Genomic DNA, 17,141 nt, shown 5'->3' on the forward strand with positions numbered 1-17,141 from the left:
GGCGGCGTCCGTTCATCCCGGGCACGGAAGATCCCCTCGCGAACTGTTTCTTCTTCGGGGTACTTGTACTCCTCCACCGGAACGCTGCCCGGAAGCGCGGAAACCACAGTGACCGCCGGCGTCGAGACCTGTTCTCCTCCTTAGGTAACGTTGTCCCGTCGGATTTCCACCTTGCACGAGCACGTCATGCACAAGGGGATCGCGTTTCTTTGGCACCGCCGACGGCGCCCATCACGGCCGAAGGCCCCCGGCGGGTGCGCGTCGGCAGCTCGGTCTGTTCGTTCATCAGCGGCGTCCGCGTTTCCGGCGGCGTCCGTTCATCCCCGGCGTGGCGCGACGGCTGACGCCACGCCAATCCTTGGGCTTCTCCGTTGGTTCAGGCAACAACCGGTCGATGCCCTTGCCCGCGAACCAGCCGATGATGTAGCTGGGGATCGTGCCCACGAGCACGAAGAAGAACCACCAGCCGGTGGAGAACGGCGGCCGCGGGCGGTCTACAGGGACGATGTTGTAGCGAAGAAGTCCGTAGCGGCCTACCGACTCATAGGACACGACGTTCACCTCACCCGACAGTTCCGCGACAGAACCGATCGTCGAAGACGTGACCTGTAGTCTGCCCAGCGTCTCCCGATCCCACTTCACCTCGGCCTCGCAAACATGGATCATCCAGAGTCGCATCGGACTGCGATGGCACTCCCGGATCTGCGCGACGCCGAACCGGTCCACTGTCCCCGCGGCGCCGATCCCCAGCGCGGCACCGAACGAGAACATCACCCATGCGCCCAGCACCACGAAGACGACGCCGGAGAGCACCCGCAGGCTTGAGCGCCCTCGACGCTTCCGAACCGCTCGCTCGTCCTGCCCGATCCGCTCAGTCATCGTCGTCGAGCGAACCGCTGATCCGGCCGGTCTTGGGAGGTACGACCCTGCCGCGCTCGGACGAACCGCCGTTGTACTGGTTGTAGTCCGCAGCGGCCGCCTTTCCGGCTTCCTTCCCGATCTTCAAGCCGGTGTTGTCCGCGACCTTGCCCCAGGTGGTGTTCTCCATCCGTTCCGCACCGCCACGAGCGTGCTTGAGCAGACGCTCGGCACCCGTCGCATCCGAATCCAGGGCCTTCCTCGCGAGCTTGAGATTGTCGGCCTTGAACGTGTCCAATGTCTTGTCGCTGGCTTTGATCGCCTGATTGGCCTCGTGTCCGAGGTCCGAAGCCTTACGCCCCAGCGCCCTCGCCGCCTCTCGGGCCCGATCGCTCGAACCTTCGAACCGCTTCACGAACTTCTGGATGGCGCTGAGCAGCTTGCCGAGCTTCTTCTGGATCTTCGCCATGACCTTGACCGCGTCGGCGAAGATGCTCGCGGTGAACGCCGCGACCGAGCCACCCAAGGTGAACCACGAGCTGGCGAGCGCCAGCAAGGCCCGGGTGATCACATCGCTGATGAAAGTGGCGATGATGTCGAAGACCAGCGCACGTGCGGTGGCCACCACCATGCCCCCGGTGGTGATCCAGTGCGCCGAGTCCTTCGCGTCGGCCGCTACATCGCGCAAGGACTGCGTGTACTGCAAAGCGACGCGGCGGTAGACGATGGCAGCGTCACCGTCCCATCCGGACGTCGTCGAGAGTGCTCCCTCGTAGTCCCCCGCCACGGCTTCGAGTTCCGCGGCGATGTTGTTCCAGGTCTGCGCCGCCTGCTGGACCAGCTCCGGATCCCCGGTGAGCAGTTCCAACGGCTCCCGAATGAAGTCGAGGTGCTCCATCAGCCAGCCGACACCGGCCTTGACCAGTTCTCCGAGCGGGTTCAGGATCATCGACAGCGCGTCCAGGCCGAACGAGACGCCGTCCATCGCGAACGCGAACGCATCGACATCGTCACCCTTGAAGGCCTTGTAGATGTCGCCGCCCAGACTCGAGCCACTTTCGAAGGCTCCACTGCCCTTGAATGGCTCGGACTTCTCTTCCTTCTGTGCGACCAGGTTCTGTTCGCTCGGCCGCGCGACCGGTCCTTCGCTCACAGCTTCTTCCCCAGGTCCCGGCTGAGCTGCGCCGCGTCGTCGTCGATCTTCGTGTAGTCCGTCGCCGCCTTCTTCAGCGCGTCGGACAACGCGTCGCCGAGGTTCGCCGCGCTGGTCATCAGCTCGTCCGCGTCGCCTTGGGCCAGCTGCAGGACGCCGCCGACGGGCACCGCGCAGAGCAGGCCGTAACCCTGGAAACCGCCCATGCCGACCTGGGTCGCCGCCGAGGCCGCGCCCCGGATGCGGTCGGCGAGATCGGAGACCTGGTCCGCGTGCGCCTTGAGGCGTTCCGGCGAGACGCCGTATCCCGGCCCGCTCACGAGCGGCCGGTCCAGTCGACGTGCTGGAAGTCTTCGCCGTCGTCCTCATCGGAGGCGGGACGGGACGGCCGGGGTTTCGCGGGCGGCTCGGAGGGTGGTTCGGGTGGGACGCCGAACCGCGCGGAGTCGTCCGCTTCCGGGGTGGCCGCGGGTTCTTCCCGAGGCGGCAGGGTGCTCTTGATGAAGTCCACCGCCTCGGAGTCCTCGCCGGTCAGCCCGGCCATGATCTCCAGGGTCCGGTCCGCGGCCCTCGTGGTGGCCTTGCGATAGGTGCTCATGATCAGCGACGCGAGCTGGGCCGGTGGCCGTTCCTGCGCCTGCGGGGAAAGCACGAGCGACGTCAGGCCGCCGCCGGGGTTGACCGTCAAGGTGACCAGCCGGTCCGGGCTGCTCATGGTGACGACATTGTTCTCCAGATCGGCCTTCGCCTGTTCCGCCTTGGCGAGCAGAGCCGCACTGCGTTGTTCCTGTTCGCGCATCCACTCCTGCGGATCGCGCACCTGGCCACCGAATGGCACGGTCATTCCGAAACCCCCCTCGGGTCGTCGACTCGTCACAACCTAGCGGTCGGGGTCCAGCAGCGAAGCCAATCGCGTCACCAGCCGCGGACCGTCCACAGGGGACACGTTCACCCACGCCTGTCCGCCGCGTCCCTCGGACCGCGCCGCGCAGTACGCGCCGACGTCGGTGTCGAACCAGGTCAGCCCGCCCGCTCGGTGTGTCCGGCCGTCACGGCCCCGGGTCCGCACGGTGAACTGGCCGGCGCTGTAGACCGGCCGTGCCTGGATGGCGAGCACCTCGCGCAGCTGAGTGTCCGAAGCCGACGATCGTTGGCCGTCGCCGAAAAGCGGGTCGTCCAGCTCACCGTCGAAGCGCGCCGCGGGCAGGCTGATCCCGTAGCCGGGGCCTGGCCGCAGCTCCGGCAGGACGTCGACGATCGCGGCGAACACCTCGCCGTCGCCGATCCCGGAGAGGGCGATGGTCTGCTCGGGCTGGGTGGCCAGCACGCCGTGCCGCCCGCGCGCGGCCGCGACCGCGCGGAACGGGGCTTCGGCCGTCATGTCGGCCAGGGCTTCACATTCGACGTAGACCTCGGCACGCGCGAGCAGGTCCAATCGCGCTTCCAGGGCGGCGTCGAGCCGATCCCCGTCGTAAAGGCCTCGTTCGGCGAGGTTTTCGTAGACCGCGCCACGGATCTCGGCGCGTTCCGCTTCTGTGCCGCCGACGCTGCGGACGGACAGCGGCCACGGCGGAGCCGCGTGGCCGAGGTCGGACCAGAGGACGTCGAACGCCGAAGCGGAAACGCGGATCAAGACCGCCCCAGCTCGGGCGGCTTCCCGAACGAGATTCGCGGGGTCAGCGAATGCAGTGAGACGTCGCGATTGTTCATCACGTCGACGGCCTTGCGCCTGGCCTCCTCGGCCTCCGCGCGGCGCGCCTCCATCTCGTCGGCGAGCGCCGCGAGCGCCAGCAGGTTCCCGCCGGCGGCGGCGCCGCGGATCATCGCGCCCGGATCGAAGTCCACCGGCGGCGGCATGTCCGCGCGGGCTCGCGCCGCGACCTCGGCCTGTCCGGAGATCGCCCGCCCGAGCGCGGACGAGAGATCGGCGGACCAGGTCAGCCAGCCGGACGCCGTGGCCAGCACACCGCGGAGCGCGTCGCCCGCTTCCCCGCGCCAGTTCTCCTCGCTGCTGCCGATCAGCCCGGCCAGCTCGGAGGTCGCGTCGTGCATACGCCGCGCGAGCGCGTCCCAAGCGGCGCCGATACCGCCCGCCGCTTCGGGATCGTTGCCTGCCTCGACCTCAGCGGCCAGCGCCTCGTGGCTGTAGGCCTCGTACCGCGTGGCCGCGACCGGGACCTCGCGTCCCGGCGTCTCTCCTTCAGGCACGACAGTTCTCCTAAGGCAGCTTGGGTTCGGCCAGTCCCGCCACCGTCACCGCGCGCTCGCAGGCGAGCGGGGTGTCGGTGAAGTTCGTGTTGCTCACGTCGATCTGGACGCTCGCCTTCTCCCCCATGCCGAGCAGGACCGCGCAGGTCCCGTCGGCGGCCTTCTTGTCGGCGACCTTGAGCGCGTCCCGGTCGCCGATCTTGGTCTTGGTGGCGGTCTTGCGCGCGATCTCGAGGTCGGCCAGCCCGTTCCGTTCGTCCACGGTGATGGTGACGCCGAAGGTCGCGGGGACGGTCCAGTCGCAGGCGCGGGCGCCGTTGATCTCCTTCGGGACGCCGAGCACGTTCACCCCGGCGCTCGACCGCTCCACGGGGCCGAGCAGCGCACAGGGATCCAGCTTGGCGGGCGGAATGATGGCGGCGGTCGAACCGCCGACGGCCACTTGCTCAGTAGTCGGAACCCGCGCCTGGCCTGCGGACCCTTGCCCACAAGCGGACACTGTGATGAGGACAAGCGCACCGAGGACGCCGAAACCGGGGAGGCGGGGGCTCATGGGGTCAGCCGCCGACACAGTCCACATCCGCCGCCGCTTGTTCATCCTGACGGGTGTAGCGCGCCAATGCCTTCTCGATCCGGTTCTTGAGCGCCTCGAGTTCCTTGCCGAACGCCGTGAGCGCTTCGACCGCCGAGCCGTCGGCGCCGATCCCGTACTGCGCCATGAACCGGCCGACCTCGTCCGCGTATCCCCCGCCGAGGGGAACCGTGCGGCCGAGCACCTTGGCCTCGCGGACCATCTGGCCGACCACGTCCTGCAGGGCGGAGATCTTCACGTGGGCGTCGGCCGCCAGCTCCGGGGCGACCGCGAACCCGCTCAGATCGAACCTGGGTTTGGCGGTACTCACCTCGCTCATATGCGGTTACGCCTCTCCGTAGTCGAGCGACCTCGCATCGGAGCATACGACAAAACCCGGTGTCAGCGGGAGCACCCAAAAACGCGCTCACCTCACCCGATCGAGGTAAGGTCTCTGGTTGCACAGAGTCATCGACTGGGGTTGGCGGGGTTCCCCCCACGAGTTCGCCCGAGTTTGACACACTTCGTGGGAGGCTGACCGCTGCTCGGGGGACTACTCGAGTGAGGAAAAGCTGCCTTCAGCAGACCCAGCGGACATCCAGCCACGTGGCATCAGGAGGTCGAGTGACGTCGAGAATCCAGTCTGCGACGCCCGGCGAACAGCAGGGCGCGCAGGCAACCGGGCACGAGCCGTACCCCACGGCCGCCGGCTCGGTGAGCGGCCGCCAGAACGGCCGTGAAGGCAGGGCTGGTGGAAACACCGCGTCGCTGGACGAACTGCACGAGACGGCGCGGCGGATCGCCGCCAACGTCGAGCGGGTACTGGTCGGCAAACCCGAAGTCATCCGCATCGCGCTCGTGACCCTGCTCGCCGAAGGCCACCTCCTCGTCGAGGACGTCCCCGGGGTCGGCAAGACCTCGTTGGCGAAGGCGCTGGCCCGCTCGATCGACTGCACCGTGAGCCGGATCCAGTTCACCCCCGACCTGTTGCCCAGTGACGTCACCGGGGTGTCCATCTACAACCGGCAGAGCGGCGGGTTCGAATTCCGGCCCGGCCCGGTGTTCGCGAACATCGTGGTCGGCGACGAGATCAACCGCGCCTCGCCGAAGACGCAGTCGGCGCTGCTCGAATGCATGGAAGAGCACCAGGTCACCGTCGACACCTCGACGTACCACCTCGAAGAGCCGTTCATGGTGATCGCCACCCAGAACCCGATCGAGATGGAGGGCACCTACGCTCTGCCCGAGGCTCAGCGGGACCGGTTCACCGCGCGGGTGTCCATCGGCTACCCCGACCAGCAGGCCGAACTGGCCATGGTCGACGAGCACGCCGGGCACAACCCGCTGGCCGATCTCGAGCCGGTCTCCGACCGCGACTCGGTGCAGCGGCTGATCGAGACGGTGCGGTCGGTGCACATGTCGCCGGAGGTCCGCCGGTACGCCGTCGAACTGGTGTCGGCGACCCGGCAGGTGCCGGAGATCCGTCTCGGCGCGTCGCCGAGGGCGACCCTGCAGCTGGTCCGCGCCGCCCGTGCGCAGGCCGCGCTTTCGGGCCGCGAGTTCGTCGTCCCGGACGACCTGCACACGGTCGCGGTCCCGGTGCTGGCGCACCGCCTGGTGCTCACCACCGAGGCACACGCCGCCCGCCGTTCGGCCACCGACGTGGTCCGCGCGATCCTGCACCGCGTTCCCGTCCCGCAGGGCTCGAACCACCGCTGAGTAAAGGAAAACGGGGCCATGCTGCGTGCTCTGTCCGGCCTGACCACACGCGGCCGCTGCCTCCTCGCCGCCGGCGTCGCCGCCGCGGTGTGCTCGTTCGTGCTCAACGAACGGGACCTGCTGCGGGTCGCGGTGTTCGTCGTCGCCCTGCCGCTCCTGGTCGCCTTCTTCATCTCGGCGACCCGGCTGCGGCTGGGCGCGGCGCGCGCGCTGCGTCCGGAGCGGGTCTCGGTCGGCTCGCCCGGCGAGGTCCAGCTCGAACTCTGGCGTGACGGCAGGCTTCCGGCGGGGGAAGTGCTCCTCGAAGACGGCGTGCCCTACGCGCTGGGTTCACGGCCGCGGTTCGTCGTCGAACGGCTTCCCCACGACCGGCGCGTCGCGCTGCGGTACCCGCTGCAGCCGGTGCTGCGCGGGATCCAGCAGGTCGGCCCGCTGCGGGCGACGATCACCGACCCGTTCGGGCTGTGCGAGTTCGAACGGGAGCTGATCGGGCATTCGCGGCTGGTCGTCGTGCCGAAGGTGGCGAGCCTGTGGGGTCTCCCCAGCGGGGCGGGCATCGGCGCCGGTGACGACGGCAGCATCCGCCTGCACGCCGGGCAGGGCGAGGCCGACGTGATCGTGCGGCAGTACCGCCAGGGCGACGACCTGCGGAAGGTCCACTGGCGCTCGACCGCCCGCCGCGACGAGATCATGGTCCGCGTCGAGGAACGGCCGTGGCGCGGCGGCACCACAGTGCTGCTGGACCACCGCGCGGCCGCGCACCACGGCACCGGACCCGCCGCGAGCCTCGAATGGGCCGTCTCGTTCGCCGCCTCCGTGGGGTTGCACCTGCGGCGCTCCGGTCACCGCGTCCGGCTGATCACCGAACACGGCCAGACCCTGGCCGACACCCCCGGCGAGGGTGGCGAGCACTACGACAACGTCGTGCTCGACGTCCTCGCCGCGCTCCAGCCCGCGCACCAGCGCGACATCACCCTCGGCCACGACCCGGCCGAAGGACAGGAACTCATCGCCGTGCTCGGCACCGTCAGCAACGAATCCGTGCACGAGCTGTCCCGGTACCGTCCACGCGGCATCCGGAGCCTCGCCGTGCTGCTCGACACCCCCAGCTGGTCCTCGGGCGTCAACCGGCCTGACGCTCGTGCCGCCGCCACCGAGGAATCGGCGGCGCTGCTGCGCGCCGCGGGCTGGGGCGTCGTCATCGCCGGGCCCGGATCGCCCATGCCGCAGGTCTGGGCCGAGCTGTGCCAGACCGCCGCCCGCCGGGGCACGCTGATCGGAGGTGGCCTGTGACCACGACCGCGCCACCCCGCCAGCACACGCCGAAGCCCCGCCCGGAGGCGCCGCCGCCGGTCTGGACGAGCAGCGTGCTCGCACCGGTCGCCGCCGGCCTCGCCACCCTGTTCGCCTCGACCTCGCTCACCGGCGTCGTCAGCGGCTGGGCGTGGTTCGGCTACCTGCTGGTCGCGGTAGTCCTGATCGCCTCCACCGGACTCGCTTTGCGCTCGCTGCGCGCGCCGACCATCGTCGTCGGGCTGGCGCAGCTGCTGGTGCTGTTGTTCCTGATCACCGGGGCGTTCACCACCAGCGGGATCCTGAAGATCATCCCCGGCCCGGACGCGCTCGAAGAACTGCGAGGCGTGCTCGCCGCGTCGGCCGAACAGATCCGCGTCGGCCTGCCACCGGTCGAGGGAACGCCGCCGATCCTCTGCCTGATCACCATCGCGATCGGCCTGGTCGCGGTGCTGGTCGACACCCTCGCGGTGGCCGCCGCCGCGCCCGCCGCGACCGGCCTGGTGCTGCTGTGCGTCTACGCCGTGCCCGCCGCGCTGGCCGAGGACATGCTGCCGTGGTGGACGTTCCTGCTCGGCGCGGCCGCGTTCGCCGCACTGCTCGCCGTCGACGGCAACCACCGGCATCGCCGATGGCGCAACCGGGACGCGCCAGGACTGGGCAACTCGGCGAGCACGCTGTCCGCCCCCGTCGGCGTGGTGGCCGCCGCGATCGCGATGGGCCTGGTCATCGGAACGGCGGTCACCGGCATCGGCACGGTCGGCAGCCTCCCCGGCGGGACCGGGTCGGGCCGCGGCGGAGCGGGCGGATTCGGCGTCGAGCCGTTCACCCAGCTGCGCGGTCTGCTCGACCAGGGCGAGAACGTGGAGCTGTTCAAGGTCTACGGGATGGGCGCGGACAAGCGGCTGCTGCGCGCGTTCACCCTCGACACGTTCACCCCGAACAAGGGCTGGGGGCTGGCGCAGAACGGCCGCGCCCAGCAGGGTGTGCAGGCCAACCAGGGGCTCCCGCCCGCGCCGGGCGACGACGGCGCCGGACCCGCGCGCGAAATCCGGATCGAGCCCACGAACTGGGTCGACAACTGGCTACCGATCTACGGTGCGCCCCGGACGCTCACCGGACTCGCCGACAACTGGCTGTACGACCCGGTCGGCGGCGCCGTGTTCACCACGACCAAGCAGAACGCGCCCGCCTACACCGAGACGGCGTCGATCAAGGAACCCTCGAAGGAGGAGCTCCGGCTCGACGACGCTCAGCTCACCGAAGTACCGCCGCAGTTCATGCAGATCGATCGGGTCGATCCCCGAGTCGCGGCGAAGGCCAAGCAGCTGACGGAGAACGAGTCCAACAACTTCGACAAGGCACAGGCGATCTGGTCGTTCTTCACCGCGCAGAACGGCTTCGTGTACGACACCAAGACCGCCGACGTCAAAGACCCCGACGCGCTCGCCGATTTCATCCTCAACGGCAAACGCGGGTTCTGTGAGCAGTTCGCGTCCGCGATGGCCGTGATGCTGCGGTCGGTCGGCATCCCTTCGCGGGTCGCCATCGGCTTCACCTCCGGCACACCGAAGGGCGATCACCTCTCGATCAGCTCCGAGGACGCCCACGCGTGGGTCGAGGTCTACTTCCAGCAGAAGGGCTGGGTCAGTTTCGACCCGACCCCGCTGGTCGACGGCCGCGCGGTCGTCCCGCCGTACCTGCAGACCGACACCAGCAGCTCCACCACCAACGACACCCAGGAAGTACCGACAGCTCCGGCGTCGAGCGCCCCCGCGACCGGCACCCCGCGCGACCCTGGCGCGGACCAGGGCGCGGGCGACACCGGCGCCCAGCAGGAGGAGGAGCCGCTGTGGCCCGCCATCATCGCCGGGCTGCTCGGCGGACTGGCGGCCGCGCTCACCGTGGTCGTGATCGTGCGCTCCCGCTTGCGATACCGGGCACTCATGCGCTCGACGCCGTCCCCCGACTCGCCCGCTCCGGTCCAGGAGAACGGCGGGTTCCTGGACAACCCGAACGTCGCGAACTGGCTGCCGCTGATCGCGATCGGGTTGTGGGTGGCGGCGTTCGCGTTCCTGGCGGCGTGGGTGTCGTGGTGGTTCGCGCTGGTCCTGGTGGTCGTCCTCGGCGGGCTGGGCACGCCGACGGCGATCCGGGAGATCAAACGACGGCTGCGGTTGCAGAAGATCGCGTCCCACTCCCCCGACGCGGCCGACGCGGCCTGGCGCGAACTGATGGACGAATGCGCGGACCGGGGCCTGCCGCTCTCGGACGGCGACACCGTGCGTGTGGCCGGCCGGAAGGTCGCCGAGAAACACCGTCTGGACGAGGAGGGCCGCTCCGGCCTGCGGACGCTCATCGGCGTCGTGGAGACGTCCTGGTACTCCGACCAGAAGGTGAGCGACGACGAACTGGGACCGGCCTTCGCCGAGGTTCGCAAGAGCCTGAAGCGGAACGCGCCCATGTCGTGGAAGGGCCGCCTGTTCCCGAGGTCCTTGAGGCGAGGCAAGTAAGACCTGGGCTCGCCCGCAAGGTCACCGGCACGGCCGCTTCCGTGAAGGCCTCCTTCCCTACCTTGAGAGCAGGGTCTCGGCAAAGTCGCATAACTGCTGGTCGGCTCCGCCGCTAGAGCGGGACAGGGCGAACGTGTCGTGGTGGCCCCGGCGGGAGCGGATTCACGCAAAAGGCCTCACCCGGCTTCTGACCGTCCACAAGGGACACCTTCCGAGTCAAATGTGCCCGGTTTGGGAGACTTGCACGGTTCCGAGAAGGGGTCGTGAGTGATCTGGGTCGTTCTAACCCTCATTATCACTCACGACCCCGCGTCGAAACGTACATAGCGGCATCAATCGGACATCCAATCGCCCAGTGGTGTCCCTTGTGGACAGTGAAACCTCTCCGGCGTCCAAAATCAGGCCTGCCCTACCTCGGCTCGCCCTTGATCCACCACCGATGCGTGCGGCCCGCGACAGTGCAGGAATAGTCGACCGACCAGCAAGATTTCGACTCCGCCGGGCCCTGCCCTGAAGGTAGGGAAGGAGGCCTTCACGGACAGGCCGAGCTGGGCCACGACAACGCGAACATGCCGACGAGGCAGCGCCCCGTCGGCATGTTCGCGTGTGTGAGAGCTATTGCTCCTCGAAGCGCTGGCGGAAGCGCTCTTCCATGCGCTGGGTGAACGAGCTTCGGCGCGGGGACGACTTGCCGCCGCCACCTCCGCCGGCACCCGGGCCACCGCTGTCCTTACCGCCTTCCGCTTCGGCTCCGTGCCGAATCGATGTGACGGCCATCATGACTCCGAAGAACATCACGAGGAACCCGAGCACGCTGATCACTGGGATCTCGGCGACCCGGATGTTGACCACCACGCCGAGCACCAACAGTGCGACGCCCACTACGAACAGGGCAACGCCCTGGATACGCCGTCGGCGGGCGGGGCGGCGCAACCGGGTGCCTCGCACCGTGGATGCGAACTTGGGGTCCTCGGCATAGAGCTCGCGCTCGATCTGATCGAGCAGCCGCTGCTCATGCTCGGAGAGTGGCATCTTTCCTCCTCCGGCACAGCTGTCGCGGGCGCCGGGCCGCGCAACGTCATGGACCCAACAGACAACCCCAGGCGGGGTGTCTCTGTCCAGGATACGAGCCCCGCGCTCGTCCGACTACCCGATCCCGTATCCAGAAGGGATCGAATTGGCCGAAACCACCCGACACGGCTCTCTCGAAGACACTTGAGCGGCCGATGTCACTGGTCACGAGGGGTAAGCAGTGACGCGGGCCGCACCGCGGCGGCACCGAACTTCGACCTCGCGACGTCGGCGGCCACTTCCGCGTCCCGCCAACGGGGTGCGGGTGAGTCGAAAAGCAGCTGCTCTCCATCACTCTCCGTGTGCAACCCCTCGACTCTTACGCCGATCAGGCGGACTGCGCCCGTCGGCGCGTGCTCGGTGAGGAGTTCGACGGCGGTGCGGTGGATATCGCGGGCCACATCCACTCCGACGGCGGTTGTCCTGGCCCGGGTGATCGTCTTGAAATCCGCGAACCGGACCTTGATCGACACCGTCCGCCCGCGCAGCCCCCGGCGGCGAAGGGTGGCGGCGACGCGTTCCGACAGCCGGAGCAGTTCCAGGCCGAGTGCCGAGCGGTCGTGGAGATCGACGTCGAAGGTCACTTCGGCACCGATCGACTTGTCGGGCGTCTCCGGCACGACCTCACGTTCGTCGTGCCCGTTCGCGAGCGCGTACAGATGGTCTCCCAGCGCCCGCCCGAGCGAGCGCCGCAGCCGGGACAGCGGCGCCGCGGCGACGTCGGCGATGGTGTCGAGGCCCTGCTGCCGCAACTGCTCCTCGGTGCGCTTCCCGACACCCCACAGCGCCGACACGGGCAACGGATGCAGGAACGCGAGCGTCTCGGCCGCCGGGACGACGACCATGCCGTCCGGTTTCGCCATCCCGGACGCCAGTTTCGCGACGAACTTGACCTTCGCGACGCCGACCGAGCAGCTGATGTCGAAATCGGCGGCCACCCGCTCCCGGATCCAGGCACCGAGCCGCGCGGGGGAGGAATCCAGCCGCTTGAGTGCCCCGCTGACATCGAGGAAGGCCTCGTCCAGGCTCAGCGGCTCCACCAGCGGCGTCAGTTCGCGAAAGATCCCCATGACCCCCTTCGACACCTCGCCGTAGAGCCCGGGTGTCGGGGTGATGCAGATCAGGTGCGGGCAGAGCCGCTTCGCGGTCGAGAACGGCATGGCCGACCGGACGCCGAACTCGCGCGCCGCGTAACTCGCGGCCGCCACGACCGACCTCGGACCGCCACCCGAGACCACCACCGGCTTGCCCGCCAATTCGGGACGCGTGCGCAGCTCACAGGACACGAAGAAGGCGTCCATGTCGACGTGCAGCAGGCCGCAACCGGTGTCGTCGGGCCAGGTGGTGGCCCCCGTCGTCACCCGGTAACGGGCCATCCCACCAGGCAGCTCGGCATTTCGTCCCACGGGCAGAACCTAGCCCGGACCACCGACAGTCTCGGGCCTTCATGTACTGGGGAAGATGTGAAGGTCGCCTTTCCTCGGCTGAGCCGAGGGAAGGGGGCCTTCACGCGCAGCCGCTGTGGCTGCTGGTGCTGGTGCTGGTGGGCCGCTTATGGCGATCATCAAGTCCGTGAAGGGCCCCTTCCCTACCCTGAAGGTAGTGAAGAAGGCCTTCACGGAACAGGCTTGGGCCTGACCTGGACGAGGGTGGTTCCGCGGGCATCGTCGCCCGGTCTCACACCTTGATCAACGGAAGATTCGGGACACTCAACGTCCCCGATCCTCCGTTGATCAAGCTCGCGCTCACTCACGACCGGTGGACCAGAGACCGAGCGGGCAAGTCCGGACGCTCAACGGCCGAAATCTTCCCCACCCGGACCGCCCCGGCAACCCGCCCAAGCTCCACACCAGTGGGTAAGCAAAATGCGAGCTCCGGCCTTGGGCCTGACCGGCATACCGCTCACGAGGCGAGGTTCAGGGGCGGCGGGCCAGGACGTGCAGCCGGCTGGAGATGTCCCGCAGCGGAGACACCGACGCGGCCGCCAGCTCGAACTCCGCCAGGTCCTCTTCCCGCACCCCTCCCGGCACGAAGTCCGCCACGACGCCGTCACCCTGCAGGGAGGTCACCTCGAGCCCCACCGCGACGAGCTGCGCCCGCAGCGCCTCGGCGTCGAAGCGCCGCAGCACGGTCTCCCGGCCGCCGCCCAGCACGCCGCTCTCGGACGCGAGCAGCTCGCGTGCCTCGCCGAGCCGTCCGGCCAGCGCGCGCTGCAGGATCGCGGCGTGGCGGTTCGCCACCAGCACCGAGACCGCGCCGCCGGGTTTGACCGCGGCGGCCAGCGCGGCGAGCACCGTCGCCGGATCGTCGACGACCTCGAGCAGGCCGTGCGCGAGCACCAGGTCGGCGGATCCGGCCGCGACGTGGGCGCCGAGCGCGTCGGAGTCGTCGGCGATCACCGTGATGCTGCCGGAGACGCCCTCCTCCTCGGCGCGGCGGCGCAGCGTCGCCAGCGCGTTGGGGTTCGGCTCGACGACGGTCACCAGGCAGCCCGCCGAAGCCAGCGGCACCGCCCAGCCGCCGCTGCCGCCGCCGACGTCGACGACGTTCGGCTGTTGCGCGCCTCGCGCCCGTGCGGCCTTGAGTTCTGCTTCGAGAACCCGGCGAACCGCGCCCGATCCCCGCGTGGCCACGGTGTCCGTCTTCATAAGCGCACAGGGTAATGCCCGCCTCCCGGCAGGCATTACCTGTGTAGTCCGATGCGGTCTTCGACACCTTGCCGGGGAGCCACCCCGCCGAAGGCCCGTAGGCTGTATCGAGTGCACACGGTCGCTGTACTCAGCCTGAAGGGTGGCGTCGGTAAAACGACGGTCGCCCTCGGTGTCGCGTCCGCCGCCCTGCGCCGGGGCGCGCGGACCCTCGTGGCCGACCTGGACCCGCAGGGCAACGCCACCACCTCGCTGGATCCGCCCCTCACCGACCGCACGCTGGCCGACGTCCTCGAGACACCGACGCGTCCGGTGCTCGAACGCGCGATCGCGCCCAGCGTGTGGAGCGACCGGATCGACGTCCTCGTCGGCGCCGAAGAGCTGGAGATGCTCAACGAGCCCGACGCCGACAGCCGGCGGCTGGAGAATCTGTCCCGCGCGCTCGACGAACTGCACACCAACCCGTTGCGCGAGGAACCCTACGAACTGGTGATCCTCGACTGCCCGCCGTCGCTCGGCAGGCTGACCCGCTCGGCGCTGGTGGCCGCGGACAGCGCCCTGATCGTCACCGAGCCGACGATGTACGCCGTCTCCGGTGCCCGCCGCGCGCTCGAAGCGATCGAGAAGATCCGCGAGGAGCAGAACCCGGGACTGCGGCCGATCGGCGTCGTGGTCAACAAGCTCCGCGTGCGCTCCTACGAGCACCAGTTCCGGGTGGCCGAACTGCGGGAGAACTTCGGGCCGCTGGTGATGCCGACGGCCATCCCGGACCGGCTCGCCGTGCAGCAGGCACAGGGCGCGTGCAGCCCGATCCACGAATGGCATTCCCCCGGCGCCCAGGAGATCGCGCTCACCTTCAACATGGTGCTGGCCAAGGTCCTCCGCTCGAACCGCGCCGGACGGCATCGCGTCCGCGGCGACGAGCCGGAGCCCACCGAAGAGCCCGCCAAGCTGAGCGACACCGGCACGGGTTAGCGCCGATGCCCGAAGGCGACACCGTCTTCCTCGCCGGCAAGGTCCTCGACAAGGCACTGGCCGGGAAGACACTGCGGCGAGGTGAGTTCAGGGTCCCTCGGCTGGCCACGGCGGATCTCGCCGGGCGGGAGGTGCTCGGCGTCGGCACGGTCGGCAAACACCTGCTGACGCGCTTCTCCGGCGACCTCACCCTGCACAGCCACCTGCGCATGGACGGCAAGTGGGCGGTCTATCCGGCGGGCGCTCGCTGGCGCCATCCGGCCCATCACGCGCGCGCCATCCTGGTGACCGAAGACGTCCAGGCGATCGGTTTCCGCGTGCACGACCTCGAACTCGTGCCCACCGGTGAAGAAGACCGCCTGGTCGGCCATCTCGGCCCGGATCTGCTCGATCCACAATGGACGGACGAGCTGGCGGAACGGGCGGCCGCCGCGCTGGCCGCGGATCCGGACCGCGAACTGGGTGACGCCCTGCTGGACCAGCGGATCATGGCCGGGATCGGGAACATGTACAAGGTCGAGATGTGTTTCCTGCTCGGCGTCACACCGTGGACCCCGGTTTCCGATGTCGACCCGGCGAAGACCGTCGCGCTCGGCCGCAAACTGCTGAAGGCGAACGCCTGGCACACCTCGCAGACCACCACCGGGGACCAGCGCCGCGGCCGCGAGCACTGGGTTTACGAGCGGACCAAGCAGGGCTGTTTCCGTTGCGGCGGACGGCTCCGGGTCGCCGCGCAGGGCACCGGCCACCAGGCGAGGCCGACCTGGTTTTGTCCCAAATGCCAGTCAGGGCCCGCTCCAGGCGGCTAAGCTGGCCTCGTGACGCTGTTCAAGCTCCCGCTCTACGGGGCCGACACCGAACGCGGCGACCTCGCTCCCTGAGCCGCCCGCTCCACTCACACGTCACCCTTCACCCACTTTTCAGGGAGCTTTCGTCATGCCCGGATTCCTCACGGGCGAGGCGCTGCGCGCGTTCGTGCACGCCCTGCCCAAGGTCGAACTCCACGTCCACCTCGTCGGTTCGGCGAGCCTGCCCACGGTGCTGGAACTGGCCAGGCGGCGCCCGTCCGCCGGGGTGCCGACAGAGCCCGACGCACTCGCCGAGTTCTTCACCTTCCGTGATTTCCCGCATTTCCTCCGCAACTACCTGGCGGTGACGTCGCTGGTGCGCGACGCCCGCGACGTCCACACGCTCGTCACCGGCCTGGCCGCCGATCTGGCCGCGCAGAACGCGCGCTACGCCGAGGTGACCGTGACGCCGTACAACCACCTCCTCGACGGGATGACGGGCGACGATCTGCTCACCGGTCTCGCCACCGGACGCGCCACGGCGAAGGCGGACCACGGGGTGGAACTGGCCTGGTGCTTCGACATCCCCGGCGAGAAGGGGGTGGTCGCCGGGCGCGAAACGGTCGTGTTCGCGCTCCGCGAACGCCCCGAAGGACTGGTGTCGTTCGGTCTCGGCGGACCGGAGGTCGGCGTCGGCCGCGCGCAGTTCGCGCCCTTCTTCACCCGGGCTCGCGAGGCGGGTTTGCGCAGCGTCCCGCACGCGGGCGAGACCACCGGGCCCGCCACCGTCTGGTCGGCGGTGCACGACCTCGGCGCCGAGCGGATCGGCCACGGCGTCAGCGCGTACACCGACCCGGCTCTTATGGAACACCTTGCTGCACAAGGGATTCCGCTGGAGGTCTGCCCGACCTCGAACATCCGGACAGGACAGTTCCCGTCGATCGCGGCCCATCCGATCCGCCGTCTGCTCGACCACGGCGTGGTGGTCACGCTCAACACCGACGACCCGCCGATGTTCGGTGCCACGCTCGACGGCGAGTACCTGGCCGTCGCCGAAACCCTCGGCCTCAACGCCACCGAAATCGCCCGGTTCGCGGAGAACGCCGTGCACGCGTCGTTCCTGGAACCGGCGGCCAAAGCCGTCCTGGTGACCGAGATCAAAGAAATCTTGTTGCAGGACCCCGAAGTCCTCGCCTAGCGTGGCGGTACACGAGAGAGGAGGTGGTCCAAAGTTGTATTCCAACAGGACTCGTGAGGTGACTGTCCGCTAGCGGACCGCACGCGTAGGACTTTTGAGCAGATACAACGCAAGTTGGAGCCACCTTCGGCTCGTCGTCTGCTTCG

17 protein-coding genes are annotated in these 17,141 nt (G+C 69.3%); 6 read left to right on the top strand and 11 right to left on the bottom strand.

Annotation, left to right across the window (positions count from 1 at the left end; all coding sequences use genetic code 11):
- Positions 1-285: 285 nt before the first annotated feature.
- The 8 genes from ACZ7KI_RS31105 to ACZ7KI_RS31140 are packed head-to-tail and all read right to left on the bottom strand — an operon-like array spanning position 286 to position 5,130.
- Positions 286-879: a hypothetical protein gene (locus ACZ7KI_RS31105; RefSeq protein WP_470276609.1), complete on the bottom strand. Its 594-nt coding sequence runs from the start codon at positions 877-879 to the stop codon at positions 286-288.
- Entirely contained in the window at positions 872-2,011 is a 1,140-nt protein-coding gene (locus tag ACZ7KI_RS31110; protein WP_470276610.1) for a WXG100 family type VII secretion target, read from the bottom strand. The genes ACZ7KI_RS31105 and ACZ7KI_RS31110 overlap by 8 nt, the downstream gene beginning before the upstream one ends.
- On the bottom strand, positions 2,008-2,331 hold the full coding sequence (locus ACZ7KI_RS31115; protein WP_470276611.1) for a type VII secretion target: 324 nt from the start codon (positions 2,329-2,331) through the stop codon (positions 2,008-2,010). Before ACZ7KI_RS31115 ends, ACZ7KI_RS31110 begins: the two co-directional genes overlap by 4 nt.
- Positions 2,328-2,855: a YbaB/EbfC family nucleoid-associated protein gene (locus tag ACZ7KI_RS31120; protein ID WP_470276612.1), complete on the bottom strand. Its 528-nt coding sequence runs from the start codon at positions 2,853-2,855 to the stop codon at positions 2,328-2,330. Before ACZ7KI_RS31120 ends, ACZ7KI_RS31115 begins: the two co-directional genes overlap by 4 nt.
- 36 nt (positions 2,856-2,891) lie before the next feature.
- The gene (locus tag ACZ7KI_RS31125) at positions 2,892-3,644 is read right to left on the bottom strand and encodes an ESX secretion-associated protein EspG (RefSeq protein WP_470276613.1); all 753 of its coding nucleotides are present in this window, start codon (positions 3,642-3,644) and stop codon (positions 2,892-2,894) included.
- Positions 3,641-4,219: a PPE domain-containing protein gene (locus ACZ7KI_RS31130; protein WP_470276614.1), complete on the bottom strand. Its 579-nt coding sequence runs from the start codon at positions 4,217-4,219 to the stop codon at positions 3,641-3,643. Before ACZ7KI_RS31130 ends, ACZ7KI_RS31125 begins: the two co-directional genes overlap by 4 nt.
- Before the next feature lie 10 nt (positions 4,220-4,229).
- Positions 4,230-4,799 carry a DUF3558 family protein gene (locus tag ACZ7KI_RS31135; protein ID WP_470276695.1) on the bottom strand — a complete coding sequence of 190 codons (570 nt, stop codon included), beginning with the start codon at positions 4,797-4,799 and terminating at the stop codon, positions 4,230-4,232.
- Positions 4,777-5,130 (bottom strand): hypothetical protein, encoded by a 354-nt coding sequence (locus ACZ7KI_RS31140; RefSeq protein ID WP_037304290.1) that lies wholly within the window; start codon positions 5,128-5,130, stop codon positions 4,777-4,779. The genes ACZ7KI_RS31135 and ACZ7KI_RS31140 overlap by 23 nt, the downstream gene beginning before the upstream one ends.
- Positions 5,131-5,414: 284 nt before the next feature.
- Here ACZ7KI_RS31140 and ACZ7KI_RS31145 point away from each other — a divergent pair, with 284 nt between their 5' ends.
- From ACZ7KI_RS31145 to ACZ7KI_RS31155, 3 genes are read left to right on the top strand one after another with little or no spacing between them, the layout of a single operon-like run.
- Complete coding sequence (locus tag ACZ7KI_RS31145) at positions 5,415-6,509, top strand: AAA family ATPase (protein ID WP_465504262.1); 1,095 nt, start codon at positions 5,415-5,417, stop codon at positions 6,507-6,509.
- A gap of 18 nt (positions 6,510-6,527) precedes the next feature.
- Positions 6,528-7,802 carry a DUF58 domain-containing protein gene (locus ACZ7KI_RS31150; RefSeq protein ID WP_470276615.1) on the top strand — a complete coding sequence of 425 codons (1,275 nt, stop codon included), beginning with the start codon at positions 6,528-6,530 and terminating at the stop codon, positions 7,800-7,802.
- Positions 7,799-10,315, top strand: a complete 2,517-nt coding sequence (locus ACZ7KI_RS31155; RefSeq protein WP_470276616.1) for a transglutaminase TgpA family protein — start codon at positions 7,799-7,801, stop codon at positions 10,313-10,315. Before ACZ7KI_RS31150 ends, ACZ7KI_RS31155 begins: the two co-directional genes overlap by 4 nt.
- Positions 10,316-10,930: 615 nt before the next feature.
- On the opposite strand, the gene ACZ7KI_RS31160 is transcribed toward ACZ7KI_RS31155, so the two are convergent.
- From ACZ7KI_RS31160 to ACZ7KI_RS31170, 3 genes are all read right to left on the bottom strand, one after another.
- The gene (locus ACZ7KI_RS31160) at positions 10,931-11,347 is read right to left on the bottom strand and encodes a DUF3040 domain-containing protein (RefSeq protein WP_470276617.1); all 417 of its coding nucleotides are present in this window, start codon (positions 11,345-11,347) and stop codon (positions 10,931-10,933) included.
- Positions 11,348-11,544: 197 nt separating this feature from the next.
- The gene (gene dinB, locus ACZ7KI_RS31165) at positions 11,545-12,762 is read right to left on the bottom strand and encodes a DNA polymerase IV (protein ID WP_470276696.1); all 1,218 of its coding nucleotides are present in this window, start codon (positions 12,760-12,762) and stop codon (positions 11,545-11,547) included.
- A gap of 540 nt (positions 12,763-13,302) precedes the next feature.
- Entirely contained in the window at positions 13,303-14,034 is a 732-nt protein-coding gene (locus tag ACZ7KI_RS31170; RefSeq protein WP_470276618.1) for a methyltransferase domain-containing protein, read from the bottom strand.
- 111 nt (positions 14,035-14,145) lie between these two features.
- Between ACZ7KI_RS31170 and ACZ7KI_RS31175 the strand changes: the two genes are divergently transcribed.
- The 3 genes from ACZ7KI_RS31175 (at position 14,146) to add (ending at position 16,995) form a co-directional block, all read left to right on the top strand.
- Positions 14,146-15,009 carry a ParA family protein gene (locus tag ACZ7KI_RS31175; RefSeq protein ID WP_465504257.1) on the top strand — a complete coding sequence of 288 codons (864 nt, stop codon included), beginning with the start codon at positions 14,146-14,148 and terminating at the stop codon, positions 15,007-15,009.
- Between the two features lie 5 nt (positions 15,010-15,014).
- The gene (locus ACZ7KI_RS31180) at positions 15,015-15,818 is read left to right on the top strand and encodes a DNA-formamidopyrimidine glycosylase family protein (RefSeq protein ID WP_470276619.1); all 804 of its coding nucleotides are present in this window, start codon (positions 15,015-15,017) and stop codon (positions 15,816-15,818) included.
- A 127-nt stretch (positions 15,819-15,945) separates the two neighbouring features.
- Positions 15,946-16,995, top strand: a complete 1,050-nt coding sequence (add, locus tag ACZ7KI_RS31185) for an adenosine deaminase (protein ID WP_470276620.1) — start codon at positions 15,946-15,948, stop codon at positions 16,993-16,995.
- Positions 16,996-17,141: the final 146 nt, after the last annotated feature.

The sequence above is a fragment of the Amycolatopsis sp. NPDC039088 genome, assembly GCF_055598845.1.

What these genes read in the sequence shown, in the direction of transcription:
- ACZ7KI_RS31160 (WP_470276617.1), bottom strand. Translation starts at nt 11,347, where the DNA reads ATGCCACTCTCCGAGCATGAGCAGCGGCTGCTCGATCAGATCGAGCGC.
- ACZ7KI_RS31140 (WP_037304290.1), bottom strand. Translation starts at nt 5,130, where the DNA reads ATGAGCGAGGTGAGTACCGCCAAACCCAGGTTCGATCTGAGCGGGTTC.
- ACZ7KI_RS31135 (WP_470276695.1), bottom strand. Translation starts at nt 4,799, where the DNA reads ATGTGGACTGTGTCGGCGGCTGACCCCATGAGCCCCCGCCTCCCCGGT.
- ACZ7KI_RS31150 (WP_470276615.1), top strand. Translation starts at nt 6,528, where the DNA reads ATGCTGCGTGCTCTGTCCGGCCTGACCACACGCGGCCGCTGCCTCCTC.
- ACZ7KI_RS31120 (WP_470276612.1), bottom strand. Translation starts at nt 2,855, where the DNA reads ATGACCGTGCCATTCGGTGGCCAGGTGCGCGATCCGCAGGAGTGGATG.
- ACZ7KI_RS31180 (WP_470276619.1), top strand. Translation starts at nt 15,015, where the DNA reads ATGCCCGAAGGCGACACCGTCTTCCTCGCCGGCAAGGTCCTCGACAAG.
- add (WP_470276620.1), top strand. Translation starts at nt 15,946, where the DNA reads ATGCCCGGATTCCTCACGGGCGAGGCGCTGCGCGCGTTCGTGCACGCC.
- ACZ7KI_RS31105 (WP_470276609.1), bottom strand. Translation starts at nt 879, where the DNA reads ATGACTGAGCGGATCGGGCAGGACGAGCGAGCGGTTCGGAAGCGTCGA.
- ACZ7KI_RS31170 (WP_470276618.1), bottom strand. Translation starts at nt 14,034, where the DNA reads ATGAAGACGGACACCGTGGCCACGCGGGGATCGGGCGCGGTTCGCCGG.
- dinB (WP_470276696.1), bottom strand. Translation starts at nt 12,762, where the DNA reads ATGGCCCGTTACCGGGTGACGACGGGGGCCACCACCTGGCCCGACGAC.